Here is a 20,457-nt window from a genome sequence, read left to right as displayed (position 1 = left end):
GTTATTGGGACAAAGGCAAAGGGAAGAACCTCTTGGTTCTTCCCTTGGCCTTTATCTATGCCCTTGGGCTCTAGCGTCCGGTCTTGTTGCCGAAGCGGCGTATCAGTACCAAGGCGATGCCTGCCAGGACAACGACACCGGCGACGATGCCGATCCAGCTGGTGCCGAATCCGGTATCGGCTAGATCTTCGGAGTCCCGGTTCTGGGAATCATCCTTCTGCTCGTCCTTAGGCTCGCCAGACGAGTCAGGGGACCGGGTCGCGTCCCCAGTTGGCTCTGGCGAACTGGTAGGTTCTTCGGTCGCGTCGTCGGTTGCATCCTCAGATGGTTCCGGCGAATCAGTTGGATCCCCGGTTGGCTCATCCGAAGGATCCGGCGACTGCGTTGGCGCAACAGGCTCTTGCAGGACCGCGCGGCCCAGCGGAGCCGGCTCAACAACGTCGTGTGCCTTGAAGTAGTTCACGGTGGCGTCCAAATCGATCTGGCCGGAGTCAGCATGATCGGTGCCGGCGGCAAACGCAGCGAAGTTATCGCCACCGGTAGCCAGGAATGCATTGGCTGCGACACGGAAGGTTGCTTCCTCGTCCAGCGGCTCGCCCTTGAAGGTGATGTCCTTGATGTGCTCGCCCTGGGCAGCATCCTCGACGTAGGTGTAGGCGAGGCCCTCGGAAATACCCAGATGCAGCTTGTTGCGTTCCGATCCTGCAGGCTGCCACTGCTGCTCCAGGGCCTCGCGGATCTGCGCCCCGGTGAGGTTGAAGGTGATCAGGGTGTTGGCGAATGGCTGGACCTCGGCTGCGGCCTTGTAGGACACTGTGCCATCTTGGCCGTAGAGCAGGTCGGCACGCAGGCCGCCTGGGTTCATGAATGCGATCTCGGCTGGTTCGCTGGCGAAATCCTCATTAGAGGTAGCCCACAGGTGGATGTCGGCTACGGTGTTGCCCAGGGTGGATTCAACGCCTCGGTCCTGGCCGGGTTCTTCTCCACCACGAAGGATGTCTTCAGAGATGGCGCCGATCTTCACGCTGCCGACCACTTCAGCTTCGGCTTCAGCGGCGCTAACGATTTCTGCGACCTGGGCATTGGCATCAAAGTTGCCCACCCATTCGCCGTCAGCACCCTCGGTTGCCAAGGCGATGCGCTCGGTAGCGGCCTCGGTGACTTCGCCAGTCTCAGGATCTACCTGCAAGGAAACCTTGCCCAAGGTGGTGCCGTACTGGTGGGACTGGATCACCGGGCGGCCCGCGATTTCGCAGTCGTAGGACTGGTGGGTGTGGCCCGAGAAGATCGCGTCGATCTCGTTGCTGGCCTCGCGAACGAGCTCGCCATAGGCGCTGTCTTCTTCGGCAATATCTGCGCACTGATCGCCAGCGGAACCGTTGTGGGTCAGCAGCACCACTACATCTGCCTCGCCGTTCGCGTCATCGCCATCGGAGAGCTGCTCAGCTACACGGTTCGCTGCTTCCAGTTCGCTGCCGAAATCCAGGTCGGCGATGCCAGCTGGGGAAACCAGTGAAGGCATGTCTTCGGTAACGGTGCCAATGAAGCCCACGGAAATACCGGAGATCTCGCGGATCGCGTATTCCTGGAGGGCAGGAGTCGTGGTGCCCTTTTCGTAGACATTGGCGCCCAATGCGAAGTCGGCGCCGTTGACACCGCTGGAATCGGCGTAGCTGTCGATGACGCGTCCGGTCAGGTCCGCGAAGCCCTTGTCGAACTCGTGGTTGCCTACTGCCGAGACATCCAGGCCGCCAGCACCCAGGGCAGCGATGGTTGGTTCGTCATCCTGCGACGCGGAAGCGAAGGTTGAGGCGCCGATGTTATCGCCGGCGGAGACGAATAGGGTGTTTTCGTTTTCTGCACGCATTCCATCTACAGCACCGGACAGCACAGCAGCTCCGGCAGAGCTTCTGTCAGCAGAAATGCGTCCATGGAAGTCATTGATGCCAACTAGATCAATGGTGACGGCTTCAGTACCCGCCGCTGGCGACAGGGAAGCACTCTGCGTGGATGTAGCCTGAGCTGTTGCGGCACCGGTGGCGGCCAGCGAAATCGTTGCCAGCGAAGCGAGACCGAGTTTTCTTATCTGCCTGAATGCAGGCATGGGTACTCCTAAAAGTGACGAGTGTGACAAGACATATGTCTATCGCATCTGAATGAACCTGTCGATGCTTTGGCGTTAAATTTAGGTGCAGAAGTACAAGTACTGTCGGTTATTCAACAGAAGCAACCTCCCAGCCATAGGCCAAGAGGTTGCTTCTGATGAGAGGAGTATGCAGTTATTGCTGACGCTTATGCCGCGGGTCACCTGCGGTGACGGTGGAAGTTCCAAGGATCGCACTCAGCAGCAGCATGGCTGCTCCAATGAACATGAGGGTGGAGACGACCCAGCAGGCCGTGGCTGCCTCGCGCTGCGTGGTGGTCAGTGCAAAACTGAAGATGCACACGCTGGAAACCAGTAGGAGGACTCCGGGGATTCGTGTCTTCATCATGCGCCCTTGCAGTAGAGGATTAGGCCAAGCCATCGCAGAACATAATCGCTAACGTGTTGAATAATATCCATTTTGCCACAAGTCCATCGATTTGACGATAAGCCTTAAGGTGGATGTTTCCGTGCGATGTCCTGCGTACGGTTATGAGGCCCGGCGAAGCTGCCTGACTGCTAGATGCAGGATTTGAGGATGTTCCCGATCGCGGTGTGCTCTGCCTTGGTCATCCAAACGTCGTATTTGGCTTTTACCTGGGTCTGCCGCGAGACGTAAGTGCAACGGAAGCTCTTGTTGGGCGGCAACCATGATGCCGCGTCCTTGTCGCCTTTGGAAGCATTAGTGGGGCCATCGGAAGCCAGCAGGTTCAGCGGGTCATTGGCAAATTCCAAGCGGGTCTCGGCATCCCAGCGCTGCGCGCCCTTTTGCCAGGAATCGGACAGGGCGACAACATGGTCGATTTGCACGGCGGTGCTGGTGCCTTGGCCGCGCTTGAATTCGATGGTCTTGCCCGTGTAGGGATCATCGAACGTTCCGCTCAATACAACGCAGGGTCGCGTGGCCGGTTTATATGTCACGTCCACCAAATCGCGCGAGAGGATGTCGTTGCGCGCATCGCATCCATTGCGGTCCGGATCTTTCCATCCCTTGCCGAATTCCGCTCTGTCGTAGCCGGTTTTCGGTGCGCGGCCTTTGACCGTAACTTCATTGAGCAGTTCAAGGGATTCTGCGTAGATATCGCGTTGTTCTGCGGTGCTTGGCGTCGGTGCGGCTTGGGCATCAGGAAGGGGCGGGAACTCAATGGTCTCCAATGAAGAGCACGAGCTCAGAGCCAGGGTGGACAGGAGGGCGAACAAAGATAAGGTGCGACGCAGCGAACGCATGCGGTAGTACTACTCCTAAGGTGGCCGGTGCTTGAGCTAGAAGATGCTCTGACTTGAACTATAGGCAGTGGAGCGGACCATTTAGCCGTCCATGATCCGTGTTGTGGCGTGAGGTCGGATGTACCGGCTTCAAAGAATGCTGCTACTCGAGCTCAGAAGAGCCCAGACCTGGAAAATCGTGTTCGAAATAGTCCAAGATCTTCTGGGTTGCGTAGTAGTCCAGAAGGTGGGCAGTGGTGAGCGGGAAGACGCTGCCGCTCTGCACCGATGGCAGCTGGGCTAGTGATTCATCCGAGGTAAATGCCGTGGTCGATTTTTTGCCCGCGGCCAAGAGGAAGGTGGCGTCTCCAGTGAGCGTTGCTGGCAGATCCCTGTAGCTGACGAAACTGAAATCTTCTCTTGGCTGTGTGGAAGTGTCGAACTTCTTTGGCGTGGATACCACCGTGAAGCCGAGTCCTCTGAACAGCTGCGCATGCGGCCCGGTGGTTTTAGCGATCGGGGATATGCCATGGGCTGCGTAGGAAATGATTGAAGCCGTGGTTCCGGAGGGGATTGCCAGCATGCTTCTCAGTGCTGAAACCCGTTCGTTAATGGCTGCAGTGTTCTGCTGTGCTCGTTCTTCGGTACCAGTGGCTTCCCCGAGCAACTTTGAAAGTTCGTTCCAGTCCTTATCTGCGTAGTCCACGACAATGGTTGGTGCAATCTTCCTCAGCGCACCTACGTTGTCGACTTCGGAGTCGGCTCCTGTTGCCGCCACGATGATGAGGTCGGGTTTCTGGTCCTCGATTTCATCCAGATCGAACTTCCCGATTTCGTAGAGCGGATCAACTTTGCGATCCGAGGCAACATCAGCCCAATGCTTGAAGAAACCGTCGCCATCGGTATCAGGCCCCGCCGGCGCCGTTGCGCTGGCAATGACCGGCGCGTCCAGGGCCAGCAGTGAACCCGTGAGTCCTACCGAGGTCGAGACGATACGTTCAGGTTTTGCCGGGATCCGTATGGGGTCATGCATTGAATCAGTCAAGGTGCGTGGCCAATGCCCGGATTCAAATGCCGCGGTGCCCGCATCTCGCCCTTGCTCGTCAGGTAACGCCACGCAAGAGCCAAGGGAAAAGGCCAAGATGCCAAGGCACAAGGCAACTGCGATTCGGGACAAGCTGGGACGCACTAGGATTCTCCTGGGCCGACGGCCAGAAAATGGCTAGGCGGCATTGAACGGCAATGAATTACTGGAAGTCTTTCCGAACCTATTTTATGTTCCCCGGACACGGGCCCGTGCGCTGGTGCAAGAACAAAAGGAATCAGAGCGGCATCGCAAACGGTTATTTCCTGCACAGGGTGGAGCCTTGCGGGAAAGCTGGCTTCCCCTCAAGCAGCGAGTGGGTGAAGGCGACAAGATCTTCATTGAGTGCCGAGTCTGCCCCGACGAGCGGCATGTGGTCCAGTCCGGAGTACTCGAGGTAACCGATCTGGGCCTCCGGGGTACAAGAAGTTCTGAAGAACTCGCGCTGCATCGAGGGCAAGACCAATGAATCAGCAGCGCCCTGGGCAATGAACGCCGGGTAGCCCGCCGGAACGATGGACGAATTGCGTTTCAGCACCGAGTGCAGCTGGCCGTCGAGAGCCTCGGAACTGAGAATCGGTTCGAAGAGCTGACTGGCCTTGGCCAACCCGGTCAGCGCGCCCGTACCGGAAAAGCAATTCTGGGATAGCTGGTTTACCGCCATGCGAGAACGGGTCGTCAACCGCTCGTCGAGGCCCAGATCCGGATACAGCTGGTTCCAGCTGGCGGCAATGTAGCTGGAAATGATTTTTCCCGCCGAGGTATCAGCAACCGACTCGGCCAATTCCGGAAGGTTGGTTGCCGGGGCCATGGCGGCGATGCCGAGAATCTCCAGGTTCGGAGCGTAGTCTCCGGCGGCTTCAGCCGTAGCCAGTGCCGCATGCCCGCCCTGGGAATGGCCCCACACTACGCTGGACTGTCCTAGCCGGACTCCTCGTGAATGCAGGTCTTGCAGCTGACCTGCAGCAAGGGTCGCGTCAAGCACCGCGTACGCCTCGGCGGCCGGAATCAAATAGGGATGAGGGCCGGCGGTGCCCAAGCCGACGTAATCGGTAGCGACTACTGCCCATCCGTCAGCCAACATGGTTTCACGGGCAGCAGCTGGACCATCATCATAAGGATTCGGTCCCATGGACAGCGCGCACTGGGACATGACGCCCTTGGTCCCATTGGCCCATGAGATGACAGGTAGGGTTCCCGTGGCGGACTCGGCCACGGTCACCACGCCTGAAGCTATTGCAGGAGTGCCATCGTGACCTTGCGTCGTATACAGAATTCGCCAGGCGAGAGTGTTCGGCGGAGTGCTCTTGGCCAGCGGTTCCGCGCGCAGCAACTGGCCATGGGCAGCAGGAACGCTAGCTGGCGGCAAGTAGAAATCATCCGCGGCGGCCGTATCGCTTTGGCTATGCAGAAAAGCGGTGAGCGTTCCGAGCCCGAGCACGGCGACGAGGCCAATGGCGCTCAATCCTGTCAGGCTCGCGCTACGCGCAGTGCGGAGCCAGCCAGGAATTGCCGGAAGGCGAGGCCGGAGAAAAGACCACAAGCAGTGGACTCCCAAAAGGAATAACCAGCCGCCGAAAGCGACGCCGAGCACCCACAAGGAAAGCCTGGGCCAAAACACCACCAGAGCCGCGCCAAAGACACCGGCAAGTGCTGTGAGAGCGCCGCGGAAGGAATGCTGCCGCTGCCCGCGGAGCACCGATGCCAGTCGGAGCACTCCGCCCAGGAGAAGAACCAGTGAAGTCGCCAAAGCCAGGACCGGCAAGCTGGCGCGATGCCAGAGCGGGAGGGCGACCCCGCTGAGCACCAGCAGGCCGCCCGAAAGCATCACTGGCCAGCGGCGAACGGAGTCCTGTTGAGCCTCGGCAAGGCGCACCAGGCCCGCAATCAACAAGCCAGCGCCCAGCAGCCAAATGATCAGCCGGACCGCGCTCGCCGAGTTGAGCATCAGGACGAGTCCGAGGGCAATCAGCAAAACACCGCCGAGAAAGCGCGCGAAGTTGCTGGTGCTATCGGGCTGAGCCATGGACACTCCTCGGATAACCAGTGCGAATGCGATGCTTCCAAGGTTATCGGAGTTAAAGAGCTTGTCCCTGTGCGTGCCGTTGTGATGCTGCGGATCACTCTGATCCAGCTTCTAGCGGCGTAATCTCCCTTCGCGCAGGGTCCAGTAAGAGGAAATGTGGGAGGAGCGCTTGTCGAGGTGCCAGTGCCGCGCAACTTGGCTGATCTCTTTGACCGTGGAACGCTCGGCATGAGCGATTAGCCCAAGCCGCAGATGGGGCAGCGGCAAGGAACGGAGCTCATCGGCCAGCAATGAGCTGCGGCCCGCCGGAACGCCGTCACGCGGCAGCCAGCGTAAATCAACGCCTGGAGGATGTTTCACGTCAAACATTGCGTTCTGATCGGCAACTTCGAGCAACGCTAGACCGCGCGCATCCGCGGGCAATGCTTCGAGGGCTTTGCAGATCGCCGGGATGCCTGCTTCATCCGCGGCCAGCACGTAGTAGTCGGCATTCAGCGACAATGATGATTTGCTCCGTGAGGGGGAAATGACCAGTGGGTCCCCGGGCTGCGCTGTCCCGGCCCAATGGCCAACAGTCCCTGGCTCCCCATGAACTACGAAGTCGATCGCAATTTCCGGCACAACCGCGTTGATCCAACGTATCGTGTACGACTTGGAACGCGGAACCTGGTCGCGGGGCAGGCGCTGCCGCAAGGCGCGCAGATCATAGGGAGGCTCTAATCCGAGGGCGGGGTCAGCGGCAAAGACTTTCACGTATTCATCAATCGCCCCGTTGGAACGGTAGCCATCCAGATCGGGGGCGCCGGCGATGATGCGCACCATCTGGGCGTTCAGCTGTTCTACCCGGGTGATGGTCAGAATGTGCTGATCCACCTTTTCCCTTGGCGGATCCAGATATCCCAAGGCGGGGGTGTGCTGGGCCAAGGGCTCCTCGTAGGTTTCCGAGTAGCTGCGCGTCTGCGCAGGAGCAAATGGCTGCGGGGCAAGCTGCTGCGCGGGCCCCTGCGCCGTTGAGTGGTGGTAGTGCTTGAACGAGGTGCGCAGTGTCTTATCCAGGACTTTGCGTGCCGCGGTGAGTGCCGCCGCGGCGCCGGCACGTTCGGCAGCGGCCAGCAATTCGTCGGTTTCCTGCTCGTTGAGCACAGAGCTGTTGCCGATGTTCCGGTACAGCTGCTCTTTGGCCACCGCGTATCCTGCCTTTGCCCCGGCCTTTTCGGCCTGAGCGAGGATTTCCAGGATGAGCCCTTCCCTTGGCGTCACCGTGTACTGCGGACCGTAGCTCTTGTACTTGTGGTGCTTAGACATGGTGTGCCCCTAACCCGGCCGGTGTGGGCACCAGCCTGTATGCCTGAGTATGGGGTATATCCGGCGTGGAAAACAAGTAATTTCAAGCTGGAGGGCAGGAAGTGTTCAAGGCCTGGGGTTCGTGCCATTTCCAGCGCGGAATTCCGGGGATTATTCGATATCCGATTCATTCGACATGGGGCATATCCGGTCACTAAAATCAGCTTCATGTCTGATACCTTGCCACCGTGCCCTGAATGCTCCAGCGAGTACACCTACGAAATGGATGCCCTGCTGGTCTGCCCAGAGTGCGCGCATGAATGGAACGCTGAGGCCGAAGCAGCCGAAGCTGTCGAAGCAGTGATCAAGGATGCTGTCGGCAATGCGCTGCAGGACGGAGATACCGTCAGCATCACCAAAACCATGAAGGTCAAGGGCGCGCAGAGTGCGCTGAAGGCCGGAACCAAGGTGCGCAATATCCGCTTGGTCCAAGGCTCTGGCGACCATGATATCGCCGCCAAGGTGGACGGCTTCGGCCAGATGGAACTGAAGTCTTCCATCGTCAAGAAGATCTAGGCGTTCCGCCCGCAGTTCCTCAGGCTCCCAGCATCTACGGATGGTGGGAGCCTTTAGTTTTCCATGCTGCTTGGCACGTGCCACGGCATGCAAGGTCCTCTACTGCGCCGCTGGCGGGAATCCTCAGGCCATGGGCTAGGCGGAAGAAGAATCCTGCCGGCTCTTCTTCTTGGCGTACGAACGGGCCGCCCGCACGCGATCACCGCAACGCGTGGAGCACCAATGCCGGCGGCCATGGGTCTTGAGCAGGTAGCGGGTGCATGGCTCGGCCTCGCATTGGGCCAGCAGGCCCGCTTCTTCGCTGCTCAGCAGTGCTGCGGCGTCCTCGGCAAGTCGCGACATGGCGTGCTCGGTCAATTGCGTGGCGGGGTGTTCCAATGCGCGGAAGAATCCTTTGCCCGGCTCATGGTGAAGCAATGGGGTGCTCGGTGCTGCCAGCAGTGCGGCGTTGATGCCCTGCAGCACTTCCCGGGCCACGGGCGTGCCCGTGGCGCTGGCATGGAATGCTTTCCTGATCTGGCTGCGAAGGGTGACCAGCCGATTCTGGCAATAGCTTTGCAGCGCCGCTTCCTGGGGCACGAGACCCCGCACGATGAGCCATTGCGTGGTGTCCTCCGGGCTAGCCAGCGCGTCGAAGCTCTTGCCGCCAGGCAGCTGGATTTCGCTGTTGGCCAGATCGATGCTGCAGTGCTGCGCGGTTCCGGGGCTCGGGGGAAGGGGCATCTGGGACATGTTCCTCATGGTATCAGTATTGCTTTACCGTGATCACCTGCTAGTGTGTGTATCACGGTAAAAAGTAGAAATAACATGAGAAAAGAGGTTGACCTTGCAGCCAGTGCCACGATTCGGCTCCGCTCCCTTCGCCCTGTCGGTTCACACCGGAGGCGGACCCGGTGTAGGGCAAACCGCCCAAGATGGCCTGCAGGACACCATTGATAGCGCCAAGGCTGCGGATCAATCCGGATATCACCGTTTCTGGATGTCCGAGCACCATGCCATGCCCGCGCTGTCCGTGGCATCGCCGCTGCTGATGATGGCCCGACTCACCGCCGACACCCAGCGGATCCGGTTGGGCGCGGGCGGAGTGATGCTGCCCAACCATGCGCCGCTGGTGGTCGCGGAGCAGATTGGCATGCTCGAAGCGCTGGCTCCCGGGCGCATCGACCTGGGAGTCGGGCGCGCGCCAGGTACCGATGGGGCCACCGCGGCCGCGTTGCGCCGCGGAACCGGAGCCAACGAAACCTTCGACGAGCAACTGGCCGAGCTCGTGGGATTCCTGAATGATGATTTCCCCGCAGGGCACCCCTACAGCGAAGTCCATGCAGTGCCCGGCCCGTGGCAGAACGAGCAGAACCGCCTGCCCGCACCGGAAACGCAGACCCCGTTGTGGATCCTGGGCTCCTCGCCGTATTCGGCGCAGCTGGCCGCGCGGCTGGGCCGGCCCTACGCCTTCGCCTTGCAGTTCGGCGATGCCGATATCGACACCGCGCTGCGCATCTACCGCGAGAACTTCGTGCCCTCGGCAGTGCTCGACCGTCCATACGTGCTCATCAGCCAAAGCGTCATCGCGGCCGAGGATCCAGAATACGCCCGTGCCGAGGCCTCGACCATGGCGATGGCCATGCTGCGGATGTTCAAGCGTGAACCCTTTGCACTGCTATCCGCCCAGGAGGTCGCAGAATATCCAGCCACGCTCAATGAGCGAGCGATCATTGACATGTACACCAACCGCACCCTGGCCGGCACGCCTTCCGAAGTGGCCCAGCGCCTGGAAGCGCTGCAGCAGCGGACCGGAGCGGACGAGTTGATGATGGTCCTTGGCAGCCACACCCCTGGCGCAGCGGTGCAAACCGTGCAGCTCATGGCCCAGCACTACCGGCCGGCTGAATAAAACCTGAAACACCCGGTGCCGTATGGCGCCATCTGAACACATCGGAAAGAGGAACTCACTATGTCCGCACCACGCAGAGCACTAATCGTCATCGACGCACAGCAGGAATACTTTGATGGCCTGCTGCAGATCCAGTACCCGGATCGCGAGCAGTCGGTAGCCACCATCGCCAATGCCATGGACGAAGCGGCAAAGGCCGGGATCCCGGTGGTTGTCGTGCAGCACCAAGCGCCCGAGGGATTTCCCGTCTTCGCCCCGGAATCCGCTACCTATGCCCTGCACCCGCAGATCCAGGATCGGATGGAAGCTGCAGAGCACCAATTCTCCAAGAACTATGCCAGCATCTTCGCGGGTACAGGCCTGGAAGAGTGGCTTCGCGAGCGTGAAATCACCACGTTGACGCTGGTGGGCTACATGACCAATAACTGCGTGATCGGTTCTGCCGCGGCCGCCGAACCGCTGGGATTCTCGGTGGAGGTGCTCTCCGATGCTACCGGCGCGATCGGCATCGTCAACGCTGCCGGTTCCATCCCTGCCCGGCAGGTGCATGAAACCCTGATGGCCGTGCTGAATTCCAGCTGGGCTGCGGTGGCCCCGACCGCTACCTGGATCGAGGCAGTGGCATCGGGTGCTGCACTGCCCGGCGATAACCTCATCGAATCAGCTGCTCGTGGCCGTGCCGGCCAATAGCCAGGTGAGCGTCCTGTAACTGGCGGATCGCATCTTGCAAAGGGTGTGGTCCGCCATTGTTCATCTCCGGGCTGTCCGGGCAAAGGGTGACGCAAGCGGCCTGCGCGAACAAGACTCGTGCTAGGACAAGGCGGCAACAGCTAGGGGTTCATCGTGGGTTCAGCAAGCGCGGACGGACAACTCGACGCAATCATCATCGGGTGGGGCAAAGGCGGCAAGACCCTGGCAGGCACCCTGGCCCGGGCAGGGCAGCGGGTGGCGTTAATCGAGCAGTCCACCCAGATGCATGGCGGCACCTGCATCAATATCGGTTGCGTGCCGACCAAGGCCTTGATCCACGATGCCGAATCCCGCGATGGCGCCGGATATGACCAGCAGGTCTTCCAAGCCGCCGTCCAGCGCCGGGACAAGCTCACTGCGATGATGCGCGCCAAGAATTTCTCCATGCTCGACGACCTGGAGTCGGTGCTGCTGGTCAACGGCAAGGCCGCATTCACCGGACCTCGAAGCGTCAGGGTCACTGCCGGTTCCGATGAGCTGGAGCTGAGCGCGGCGAAGATCATCATCAACACCGGCGCGCTTCCCGCGGTCCCGGACATTCAAGGGGCGCAGATCGGCGGGCGGGTGCATGATTCCACAACGATCCAGCATGCCCAGCTGCCCAAGACCCTGGCTGTGGTGGGCGGGGGATATGTCGGCATCGAGTTCGCCTCCATGTTTGCCCAGTTCGGATCGAAAGTCACGGTGCTGGATCGCGGAAGCCGTGCACTGTCCAAGGAAGACCCGGATGTGGCCCGGGAAGTCCAGTCCTGCCTGGAAGACGCCGGCGCCGTGATCACCAGTTCTGCTTCGGTGCGTTCGATCAGCCAGGACGAGCATGGCGCCACCGTCAGCTACGAGCGCCAGGGCCGGATGCACCAGCTGCAGGCGGATGCCGTGCTGATTGCCCTGGGGCGGGTGCCGAATACTGTCGGCCTGGGGCTGGAAGCCGCCGGGGTCCGGACGGGCACCCGCGGGGAAGTCGTGGTGGACGAGTTCCTGGCCACCAATGTCCAGGGCATCTATGCCCTGGGCGACGCCAACGGCGGTCCCTAGTTCACCTATGTCTCGCTCGATGATCACCGGGTCGTGGCCAGCGGGCTGCTGGGAGACGGAACACGCAGCACCAAGGACCGGGTTGCTGTTCCGTACACCATCTTCACCACCCCGCCGCTGGCTCGCGTCGGCTTGAGCGAGGAGCAGGCTGAACAACAGGGGCTGCAGGCCAGGATCGCGGTGAAGAAAGTTTCCGAGATCGCTGCCATGCCGCGCCCCAAGATCGTGGGCGACCCGCGGGGCATCATCAAGTTCGTTGTCGATGCGCGCAGCGAGAAGATCCTCGGAGCGGCGCTGATGCACGTGGACTCCCAGGAAGTGGTGAATCTGGTGGCGCTGGCCATGCGGCAGCGAATGACTGCCGCTGCACTGCGCGACCAGATCTTCACCCATCCCTCGTCCACCGAAGCGCTGAACGAGGTGCTAGCGCAGCTCGGCTGAGGCCTGGATCTGGGCGGCGTCGATGAGCGCTGCGAGCCCGGCCCGCGGCTTGTTCGCGCCGAAGGCAGGCTGGCCAGGCTGCAGGCGCAAGCCTTCAGCCAGGGAGCCTATCGGCAGCGGGTCAAAGCCGAAATCATCAACGATCCGGGCTGCCTGGTCAACGTCGGAGTCCAGATCGCCGGCCAGCGCGATGGCCTTGCGGTGCTCGGCGCCGGCCGGACGGGACTCGTCCTCGAGGTCGTGGTAGCCCATGTGGTTGAAGGCCTTGACGACCCGCGAACCTGGCAGGAACTCCTGGATCAAATTGCTGGTGGAGACCTGAGGGCCGTTCAGGTCCTCGCGGATGCCATCCGTTTCCCACCAGTAGTTCATGGCGTCGATGACCAGCTTGCCTTCGAGCTCGGCAACCGGAATATTCCGGTACTTGCCCAGCGGCAGGGCCAGTATGGCAATGTCGGCTTCCCGCGCGGCGGTTGCCGGATCCACGGCCAGCGCGCCCGGAGTCAGGATCTCGATGGTCAGGGCAATGGCGCCGGGGTCGCCGGAGCCGGCGATGAGCACCTTGTAGCCGGCCTGCAAGGCGCGGCGGGCAAGAACCGTGCCGATCTTTCCAGCGCCGAGGATGCCGATGGTCTGCTGTGTCATTTTCTCTCCTTCAGGCATGTCTTCGAATCCGGGTCTAGCTCTCGGAAAGCATTTCGCGTACCAGCGGGATGACCTTTTCGCCGTAGAGTTCCACGGCACGCAAGCGGGCGCCAACTTCTACCGCGCCGCCGGAGTAGATCAAATCGAAACGGCCGATATCCAAGGTCTTGAGGGTCTTGGCGATCTTGCGGGCCACGGTTTCCGGCGAGCCGACGTATAGCGAGCCTTCGCTGATCTCGTGCTCGAATTCACCGCGGCCCATTGGGCTCCAGCCACGGGACGCGCCGATGCGGTCACGCTGTTCCTTGTAGGCGTCGAACATGTGCTCGCGGGCCAGCTCGTCGGTTTCTGCCACGAAGCCGGGGGAGTGCAGGCCCACGGGCAGGGTTGGGTGGCCGAACTGGTCGTTGGCCCGGCGGTACAGGTCGATGTAGGGTGCGAAGCGCTCGGGGGACCCGCCGATGACAGCGAGCATCATGCGGAATCCGTAGTGCGCGGTGCGGATGACCGACTGCGGGGAACCGCCCACGCCCACCCAGGTGTTCAGGCGGCCGGACTCGGTCTTCGGGAATACTTCCATATCCTCCAGCGGTGCACGCTTGGTTCCCTGCCAGGTCACCGGCTTTTCGTCGAGCAGCTTGTGGAACAGGTCGATCTTCTCGTCGAAAAGCAGTTCGTAGTCAGCCATGTCATGGCCGAACAACGGGAAGGACTCGGTAAAGGAGCCGCGGCCCAGCATGACCTCGGCACGTCCGTTGGACAAGGCATCAACAGTGGCGAAGCGCTGGAAGGCGCGGACCGGATCGTCGGAGGACAGCACGGTCACGCCGGATCCGAGGCGGATCCGCTCGGTCGCCGTGGCAATGCCCGCCAGAACGGTCTCGGGGCTGGAGATGGCGTATTCCGGGCGGTGGTGTTCGCCGACAGCGATCACATCGACGCCGGCCTGATCGGCCGCGATGGCTTCCTGGACCGTGGCGCGGATGCCCTGGGCATGGGTTACCAGCTTGCCTGACTTGTCGCTGGGTACGTCGCCAAAGGTGTCGAGGCCGAATTCGATGTTCTCGAAGGCGTTCATTGCGTGTTCCCCGTTTCAAATACTTGGTTGATGCATCAATTATCACCTTAATTCATTGACGTGTCAACTACTTTAGTTTGGCCCTCTCCAGCTGATCTATTGAGAGCTGCAAAGGAGCCAAACTGCAACGGATTCGTGCTGGATTGGACTCGCCGCGCACGGCTACGGTGGGAACGCCATTCGTTCGAGTTTGGCGAGGAGGAATTACCATGCGAACTCAACGAACCTCCCCGGTGCCATTGGCGCTCGCTGTTGCGGTGCTCATGCTTGCGGCCGGCTGCAGCCAAGGCCCCGGCAGTGAAACGCCCGAAAGCCCGCCGCAGCCAACCAGCGCTGATACTGCTACCGCGGAGCCGCCAGCCAGCACCGGCGCCTCTACTGAGGCGCAGAGCGCGGGGGGATCCGGCGGCGAGTTCCGCGGAGCCAACCACAGCCGCCCTGACGCTGTTCTATGTTGCCGTGGGCGATGAGGGGAAGTCGGGGTCGGAGATCGGCTGCGGCGACTCGCTGGTCGCGACCGAAACGGGACCAGAGGAATTCACCAACCAAGTCGAGGCCTCGATCACCGCACTCCTGGCTGATGACGAGGAAATGCTCGGAGAATCAGTGCTGCGCAACGCCTTGGCCGGCTCCGACCTCGACTACGTTTCATCGGCGGTGGAAGGCGATGCGGTGACCGTCGAATTGAGCGGAACCGTGAAATCCGGCGGCGCCTGCGATGATCCGCGCATTGTCGAATAGCTCCAATACACCGCGATGACCGCGGCCGGTACCGGCGAGTCCCGGATCCTTGTCGACGGAACAGAGCTCGAAGAAGTGCTCAGCGCCAAATAACCGGAACCAGCAAAACGGCGGCCCTGCCCAATGAGCAGAACCGCCGCCAGCTGCACTCAGTGACCAGCTGCGGGATAGGCGCGTACCAGCGCAGAAAGCAGTTCCGGTGCCCACCAGGCCCAGTCGTGGCCGCCGGAGATCATCTGGTACTGGATGCGCTGTGCCACGTCGCCGCCTTGCAGAGCGCCGAGGGCCTGTGCGCAGGATTCGGCAATGCTCGTTTCATAGCACCCCGCCTGGATTTCCAGCTCAACGTGCGGAGCCAGTGATTGCAGCTGGGCGGAGATATCGGTATGCCACAGCGAGGGGGACTGCGCCACCGCCCTGCCGAACAGCTCCGGGTAATGCAGAACCCCCAGCATGGCGGCAAGACCGCCAAAGGACGAGCCGGTGAGCAGCGTGCCGGCAGGATCGGCCCGCACGTTGAAGCCGCTGCGCGCCCAGGGCAGGAACTGCCTCGCCAGCGAGCGGGTGGTGCCCGAGGTGTGCGGCAATTCGGCGGAGCGCAGGGGGATGGAGGTGGAATCCACGAACATCACGTGCACCGGCGCCAGTGCCCTGGCGTTGATGGCATTGTCCAGGCTCTGGGCGAAGGACAGGTGCTTCACCCAGGTGGCCCCGTCATGCACGACCACCAGCGGGGTCGGTTCCTGCTGGACGCCGGATTCGCTGCCCGGCGGCCGGTACATCCACACGCTGCGCTCGCGCCCGCAGTTCTCGTCCTGCAAGAGGTGGTGGCTCACCCGCGGAGGCAACCCCTGCGTGCCGGCCTCGGACGCACCCCAGCCGCCCAGTGACGGGCCACGGTGTCCCGCGGCGGGAACCGCCGGGGCCAGATGCGGGTTGGCCGTGGCCTGGGGGCCACGGAACACCGACACCGCGGCGCCGTTCATGGTTGCCGAACCCCGCGGGTTCAGCGGATCGGGGCCTCCGGCATCTGCCGCCAGCCGGATCGCGCGGCGGTCCGCTGCCTGATGCCAGGGGGCCGGGCCGGCACCGCGGTGCACGGTGATCCGGTAGGAGGCGACCCAGTCGGCAGGCACCAGCAGGGTAATGCTCCACAGGCGCTCGCCGGCCTGCTCGAATTCGCTGGCCGCCAGATCCTCATGGTCCACCAGCGCATTGGCCGAGAGGATCACCGCCTGTGCGGGATCCGCTGGCTGCTCGTCGATGAACAGGAATGTCGCATGCACCATCTCCTGGCCGCCAACGCCTGTCGCCGCGCAGCGGTCGACCAGCGGGTAGTCCAGGCTGCCTGCGGCCAGGGCCGCCGGGAGCGCGGCAATGCCCTCGGGGCTGACCCGGGAAGCGAGGAATCCGCGCACCCGCGGAGTTGCCGCCCCGTTGCCGCGGGCCCCGGCCTGCGGTGCTGCCATGGCGTGCTGGGCGCGCTCAGTGTGCATGGGCATGCTCATGTCCCGGGCGCTCGTAGTCCATCTCGTCCTTGACCCGGTCATGGTCCGAGTCCTTGCCGTAGGCCACCTCGTCCATCGACTGGTGCCAGTAGCCGATGATCAGCCGGTTGGCGCGCTCGATCCCGACGGGTGCCGCCCATTTGCGGGCGAAGCGCACCACCTGGGATTCAGCCCCGACCCACAGGTGCACCCCGGAGAAGTCCGCGTGCCCGGCCGGCGGCTGCAGCCGGTCCATCGCCTCGATGAGCAGACCGGCGCTTCCCGCCGGCGCCCCGCCGCGCGGCAGCCAGTGCACCTGCACGCCCTCGGGCTTGGCCAGTGGGTGGATTTCGTCCTCGTCCGCCACTTCGATGAACACCTGGCCAAGCTGGTCGGCGGGCATCTGCTCCAGGGTGTCGCTGATGGCAGGCAGCGCGGTCTCGTCGCCGAAGAGCAGGGCATGGCCGCCGGGCCTGAGCACCAGCCCGCCGCCGCCCAGGGCGCCGAGCACATCGCCCGGTGCGATGCGCTCCACCCAGGCGCTGGCCAGCCCCTCGTCGCCATGCCGGACGAAGTCGATGGCCAGCTGCGAGGCCTGCTGGTCCATGAAGCGCACCGTGTAGGTGCGCACCCGCGAGCGCTGGTCGCCGGTGAAGACCCAGCGTCCGCGCTCGTCCTCGCCGGGCTGGTCCAGCGCCTTGCCCGGGGCAGGGAAATAGATCTTGATGTTCGGCACGCACGGCGGGGAGGCCAGGTAGTCGGCCACCCCGGCTCCCCGGAACACCACCCGGCGCATGCGCGGGGTGTAGTCGATGATGTCCTCGACGATCATTTCATTGGCTGGCATATTTGTTCCTCGAATCAGGTTCGGGTATTCGGTCGGGTGAGCAGGTAGAGCAAGTAGAGGCCGCCGGCCAGCGAGGTGGCCAACCCGATGGGCACCTGCGCGCGCAGCGGCAGATGCTGGGTGGCCACGTCGCAGGCGAGCAGCAGCAGCGCCCCGGTGAGCGCTGCCTGCCAGATCGGCACCGTGCGGTTGCCGATCAGGTGGCGGATGATCTGCCCGGAGGCCAAAGCCACGAAAGCGATCGGGCCGGCGGCGGCGGTGGCCGCGGCGGTCAGGCAGACGGCGGCGAAAATCGTGATCCGGCGGACCAGTTCGGCGCTGACACCCAGCGCCTGGGCGGTGTCATCGCCCATTTCCAGCAGGGTCAGGTACCGGCCGTGCGCCATCAGCAGCGGCAGCAGCACCAGCAGGCACAAGCCCACCAGCGCCGCATCAGCCCAGCTGCGCCCGCCTAGCGAACCCGAAAGCCACAGGTTCGCCTGGGCGGCCAGGTCCGCGTCCCCCTTGGAGAGCAGGATGGTGTTCACCGCGCCGAGCATGGCGCCCACGCCGATGCCGATGATCACCAGGCGCTGCCCGCCGGTGGTGCGCTTGGAGAAGGACAGCGCGTACACCGCCGCGGCCGTGAGCAGCCCGCAGGCCATGGCGGCCAGGCCGGTGGCCCAGGCGCCGGCGTTGAACAGCACGATCTGCGCCACGGCGCCAGTGGCGGCGCCCGTGGTGAAGCCGATGATGTCGGGGCTGCCCAGAGGGTTTCGGGAGATCGACTGGAAGCAGGCGCCGGCCGCGCCCAGGGCCGCGCCCACGCCAATGGCGGTGAGCACGCGCGGGGCGCGGATCTTCTGCACCACCAGCACGTCCTTCGGCTCGCCGGAACCCAGCAGCGCGCCGAGCACCTGGCCCGGGCCCAGCATGATGGTTCCGGTGCCCATCGCCAGCAGCGCGCCGAGCGTCAGCAGCAGCGCCAGGATGCCGAGCACCAGTCGGGTGCGGGTGCGGGTGAATCGCTGTGTTGCAGGGGTTCGGGTGCTCATTTGCCCGCCTTCAGTCGTCGACGGGCCAGGTAGATGAACACCGGTGCGCCGATCAGGGCGCTCATCGCCCCGGCACCGATTTCCGCCGGGGCGGCCACCATGCGCCCGGCGATGTCGGCGATGAGCAGCACACCGGCGCCCAGCAGCATGGACAGCGGCAGGCTGCGCAGGTGCTGTGCGCCAACGAGCATCCGCGCCGCATGCGGGGCGGCCAGGCCGACAAAGCTGATCGGCCCGGCGGCCGCGGTGGCGGCCCCGGCCAGCAGCATCACCGCGAGCGAGGACAGCAGCCAGGCCCGGGTGGGATTCACGCCCAGCGCGCGGGCGCTGTCTTCGCCCAGGGCCAGTGCGTCCAGCGAACGGGACAGGCCCAGTGCGATCACCGCGCCGGCGAGCACCACCAGCGCGGCGATCGGCAGCACGTCGTAGCCGCGGCCCTGCAGCGAGCCGGTGGTCCAGGAAGCGAAGCGCTCATGGGTTTCGGTGCCGCCGCCGATGACCAGGATCTGCGTGGCGGCCATCAGCATCACCGACAGCCCGGCGCCGGCGAGCACCAGGCGCACCACGTCATTGCCCGACTGCCTGCGGCTGCCCATGAAGTAGACGATGAGGCTGGCCGCGGCCGCCCCGGCGAAGGCAAAGGACATGTAGCCGGCCGGCTGCACGACCCCGACGGTGATCGCGATGGCCACCGCGAAGGCGGCGCCGGCGTTCACGCCCAGCAGCCCGGGCTCGGCCAGCGGGTTGCGGGTCATGGACTGCATCAGCGCGCCGGCCAACCCCAGCCCGGCGCCGACCACCACGGCCAGCAGCGTGCGCGGCACGCGCAGCTCGCGCACCAGCAGGTGGTCGTTGTTCCCCGGATCGAAGCTGGCCAGGGCGGCCCAGGACTCGGCCAGCGAGATGTTCTTGGTGCCCAGTGCGCAGGAGAGCAGCCCCAGCAGCATCAGGACGGCCGAAGCCGCCAGCCAGGGCGAAACCCTGGGCCGGCGGCGGGCACTGCGTTCTTGAAGCACTGCCGGTGGCCTACTTGCCTGCGTTCAATCCCGGGAACTCGTTCTCGAAGTAGTCCAGGATGTCGTTGGAGGAGTAGTAGTCCAGGCGGAAGGAGTTGGCCAGCGGGAAGATGTTGCCGCTGGTCACCGAGGGCAGGTTGGACAGCGTCGGATCCGCGGCGAAGGACTTCGCGGTCTTGTCGTTGGCGGAGATCAGGAAGACAGAATCGCCGGTGGCGGATTCGGACAGGCCTTCGTAGCTGGTGAAGGCGAAGTCCTCGCGCTTCTGGGCGGAGGTGTCGAACTGCGCCGGAGGCTCGATGATCTCGAAGCCCATCGCGCTGATCAGGGCCGAGTGCGGTCCGCTCTGCTTGCCCACGGGGGAATCGGTGCCCTTGTTGTAGGAGACGATCGACGCGGTGCTGCCGGCCGGGATGGCCAGCTTGTCCTTGATCGCGGCGGCGCGCTGGTCGAATTCGCTGATGATCGCTTCGGCGTTGGCTTCGGTGCCGGTGGCTTCGGCCAGCTCCTCGGCCAGCGACTTCCAGTCCTTGTCGCCGTAGTTGACCACGTAGGTCGGGGCCAGCGACTGCAGCTGCTCGAGGTTGTCCATTTCGGAGTCGGCGCCGGAGGTGGAGACCACGATCAGATCCGGATCCTGGGCCACGACGGCCTCCAGATTGAAGTTGCCCAGCTGGTAGACCGGTGCCACCTCGCGCTCGACTGCCACGTCGGCCCACTGGGTGAACCATCCGTTCTCGTCGCTCTGCGGGCTGATGGCGGCGGTGGAGGAGCCGACGACCGGGGCATCCAGGGCCAGCAGGGTGCCGGTGGTGGACACCGTGGTGGAGATGATGCGCTCCGGCTTGGCCGGGATCTGCACCTCGTTTCCGGCGTCATCCGTTAGCGTGCGCGGCCAGCTGCCGGTGTCCGCGGAATCGGCGGCCGGGGACCCGTCTGCTGCGGCCGTTCCGTCCGCGGCGCAGGCGCCAAGCGAAAGGGTGAGGGCCGCCGCGGCGGCCAGGGATGCGAATTTGCGAGCGGATGAACGCACGGGGGTTGCTCCTCGGTGGGTATCCGCGCCGAAACACGGCGCGGTGGAGTTCAAGGGTGACGGTCTCCCACCTTAGCCGGAGTTAATTTAGGCTCACCTTGCCCCGATGGAGCCGACGGAGCGTTTTCCACCGGCAATTC

General features: G+C 63.5%; 20 protein-coding genes. 6 read left to right on the top strand and 14 right to left on the bottom strand.

Going from position 1 to position 20,457, the window contains the following annotated elements; translation table 11 throughout:
- Positions 1-70: 70 nt before the first annotated feature.
- From AAZQ98_RS12135 to AAZQ98_RS12110, 6 genes are all read right to left on the bottom strand, one after another.
- Positions 71-2,104, bottom strand: a complete 2,034-nt coding sequence (locus AAZQ98_RS12135) for a 5'-nucleotidase C-terminal domain-containing protein (protein ID WP_434692608.1) — start codon at positions 2,102-2,104, stop codon at positions 71-73.
- 175 nt (positions 2,105-2,279) lie between these two features.
- On the bottom strand, positions 2,280-2,492 hold the full coding sequence (locus AAZQ98_RS12130; RefSeq protein WP_105657967.1) for a hypothetical protein: 213 nt from the start codon (positions 2,490-2,492) through the stop codon (positions 2,280-2,282).
- A gap of 170 nt (positions 2,493-2,662) precedes the next feature.
- Positions 2,663-3,370: an HNH endonuclease family protein gene (locus tag AAZQ98_RS12125; RefSeq protein WP_434692606.1), complete on the bottom strand. Its 708-nt coding sequence runs from the start codon at positions 3,368-3,370 to the stop codon at positions 2,663-2,665.
- 142 nt (positions 3,371-3,512) lie between these two features.
- Complete coding sequence (gene fepB, locus AAZQ98_RS12120; RefSeq protein WP_434692603.1) at positions 3,513-4,466, bottom strand: Fe2+-enterobactin ABC transporter substrate-binding protein; 954 nt, start codon at positions 4,464-4,466, stop codon at positions 3,513-3,515.
- A gap of 226 nt (positions 4,467-4,692) precedes the next feature.
- Complete coding sequence (locus AAZQ98_RS12115) at positions 4,693-6,459, bottom strand: lipase family protein (protein ID WP_434692601.1); 1,767 nt, start codon at positions 6,457-6,459, stop codon at positions 4,693-4,695.
- A 111-nt stretch (positions 6,460-6,570) separates the two neighbouring features.
- Positions 6,571-7,764, bottom strand: coding sequence for a siderophore-interacting protein (locus AAZQ98_RS12110; RefSeq protein WP_434692599.1), 1,194 nt, complete (start codon positions 7,762-7,764; stop codon positions 6,571-6,573).
- Between the two features lie 207 nt (positions 7,765-7,971).
- Between AAZQ98_RS12110 and AAZQ98_RS12105 the strand changes: the two genes are divergently transcribed.
- A complete protein-coding gene (locus AAZQ98_RS12105) occupies positions 7,972-8,319 on the top strand; it encodes a zinc ribbon domain-containing protein YjdM (RefSeq protein WP_434692596.1) in 348 nt (115 codons plus the stop codon).
- A 135-nt stretch (positions 8,320-8,454) separates the two neighbouring features.
- Here AAZQ98_RS12105 and AAZQ98_RS12100 read toward each other — a convergent pair whose 3' ends face one another.
- Entirely contained in the window at positions 8,455-9,051 is a 597-nt protein-coding gene (locus AAZQ98_RS12100) for a CGNR zinc finger domain-containing protein (protein ID WP_434692594.1), read from the bottom strand.
- An 88-nt stretch (positions 9,052-9,139) separates the two neighbouring features.
- On the opposite strand from AAZQ98_RS12100, the gene AAZQ98_RS12095 reads away from it, so the two are divergent.
- The 4 genes from AAZQ98_RS12095 to AAZQ98_RS12080 all read left to right on the top strand — a co-directional run bounded on the left by AAZQ98_RS12095 (position 9,140) and on the right by AAZQ98_RS12080 (position 12,436).
- Positions 9,140-10,210: an LLM class flavin-dependent oxidoreductase gene (locus AAZQ98_RS12095; RefSeq protein WP_434692592.1), complete on the top strand. Its 1,071-nt coding sequence runs from the start codon at positions 9,140-9,142 to the stop codon at positions 10,208-10,210.
- Between the two features lie 60 nt (positions 10,211-10,270).
- Entirely contained in the window at positions 10,271-10,900 is a 630-nt protein-coding gene (locus tag AAZQ98_RS12090; RefSeq protein ID WP_434692589.1) for an isochorismatase family protein, read from the top strand.
- 153 nt (positions 10,901-11,053) lie between these two features.
- On the top strand, positions 11,054-11,995 hold the full coding sequence (locus AAZQ98_RS12085) for an FAD-dependent oxidoreductase (RefSeq protein ID WP_434692586.1): 942 nt from the start codon (positions 11,054-11,056) through the stop codon (positions 11,993-11,995).
- 33 nt (positions 11,996-12,028) lie between these two features.
- A complete protein-coding gene (locus AAZQ98_RS12080; protein ID WP_434692583.1) occupies positions 12,029-12,436 on the top strand; it encodes a hypothetical protein in 408 nt (135 codons plus the stop codon).
- Here AAZQ98_RS12080 and AAZQ98_RS12075 read toward each other — a convergent pair.
- Together AAZQ98_RS12075 and AAZQ98_RS12070 are read right to left on the bottom strand one after the other, a co-directional pair.
- A complete protein-coding gene (locus AAZQ98_RS12075) occupies positions 12,419-13,099 on the bottom strand; it encodes an NADPH-dependent F420 reductase (RefSeq protein WP_434692580.1) in 681 nt (226 codons plus the stop codon). The two genes, AAZQ98_RS12080 and AAZQ98_RS12075, sit on opposite strands and share 18 nt — an antisense overlap.
- A 16-nt stretch (positions 13,100-13,115) precedes the next feature.
- Positions 13,116-14,159, bottom strand: a complete 1,044-nt coding sequence (locus AAZQ98_RS12070) for an LLM class flavin-dependent oxidoreductase (protein ID WP_434692577.1) — start codon at positions 14,157-14,159, stop codon at positions 13,116-13,118.
- A gap of 459 nt (positions 14,160-14,618) precedes the next feature.
- On the opposite strand from AAZQ98_RS12070, the gene AAZQ98_RS12065 reads away from it, so the two are divergent.
- Complete coding sequence (locus tag AAZQ98_RS12065; RefSeq protein WP_400291146.1) at positions 14,619-14,900, top strand: hypothetical protein; 282 nt, start codon at positions 14,619-14,621, stop codon at positions 14,898-14,900.
- Between the two features lie 149 nt (positions 14,901-15,049).
- Here AAZQ98_RS12065 and AAZQ98_RS12060 read toward each other — a convergent pair whose 3' ends face one another.
- Genes AAZQ98_RS12060 through fepB (AAZQ98_RS12040) form a run of 5 tightly spaced genes read right to left on the bottom strand, consistent with a single transcriptional unit; the run spans position 15,050 to position 20,317 of the window.
- Positions 15,050-16,396, bottom strand: a complete 1,347-nt coding sequence (locus tag AAZQ98_RS12060; protein WP_434692574.1) for an enterochelin esterase domain-containing protein — start codon at positions 16,394-16,396, stop codon at positions 15,050-15,052.
- Positions 16,386-17,234 carry a siderophore-interacting protein gene (locus AAZQ98_RS12055; protein WP_434692571.1) on the bottom strand — a complete coding sequence of 283 codons (849 nt, stop codon included), beginning with the start codon at positions 17,232-17,234 and terminating at the stop codon, positions 16,386-16,388. The genes AAZQ98_RS12060 and AAZQ98_RS12055 overlap by 11 nt, the downstream gene beginning before the upstream one ends.
- A gap of 14 nt (positions 17,235-17,248) precedes the next feature.
- Positions 17,249-18,268 carry a FecCD family ABC transporter permease gene (locus AAZQ98_RS12050; protein ID WP_434692568.1) on the bottom strand — a complete coding sequence of 340 codons (1,020 nt, stop codon included), beginning with the start codon at positions 18,266-18,268 and terminating at the stop codon, positions 17,249-17,251.
- The gene (locus AAZQ98_RS12045; protein ID WP_400291153.1) at positions 18,265-19,284 is read right to left on the bottom strand and encodes a FecCD family ABC transporter permease; all 1,020 of its coding nucleotides are present in this window, start codon (positions 19,282-19,284) and stop codon (positions 18,265-18,267) included. The genes AAZQ98_RS12050 and AAZQ98_RS12045 overlap by 4 nt, the downstream gene beginning before the upstream one ends.
- Positions 19,285-19,294: 10 nt before the next feature.
- Positions 19,295-20,317 (bottom strand): Fe2+-enterobactin ABC transporter substrate-binding protein, encoded by a 1,023-nt coding sequence (gene fepB / locus AAZQ98_RS12040; protein ID WP_402473697.1) that lies wholly within the window; start codon positions 20,315-20,317, stop codon positions 19,295-19,297.
- Between the last annotated feature and the right edge of the window lie 140 nt (positions 20,318-20,457).

The organism is Glutamicibacter sp. Je.9.36, assembly GCF_051129975.1.
GTDB lineage: Bacteria > Actinomycetota > Actinomycetes > Actinomycetales > Micrococcaceae > Glutamicibacter.
Note: the sequence above shows the minus strand (reverse complement) of the source record. Positions and strands in the feature narration are given on the sequence as shown.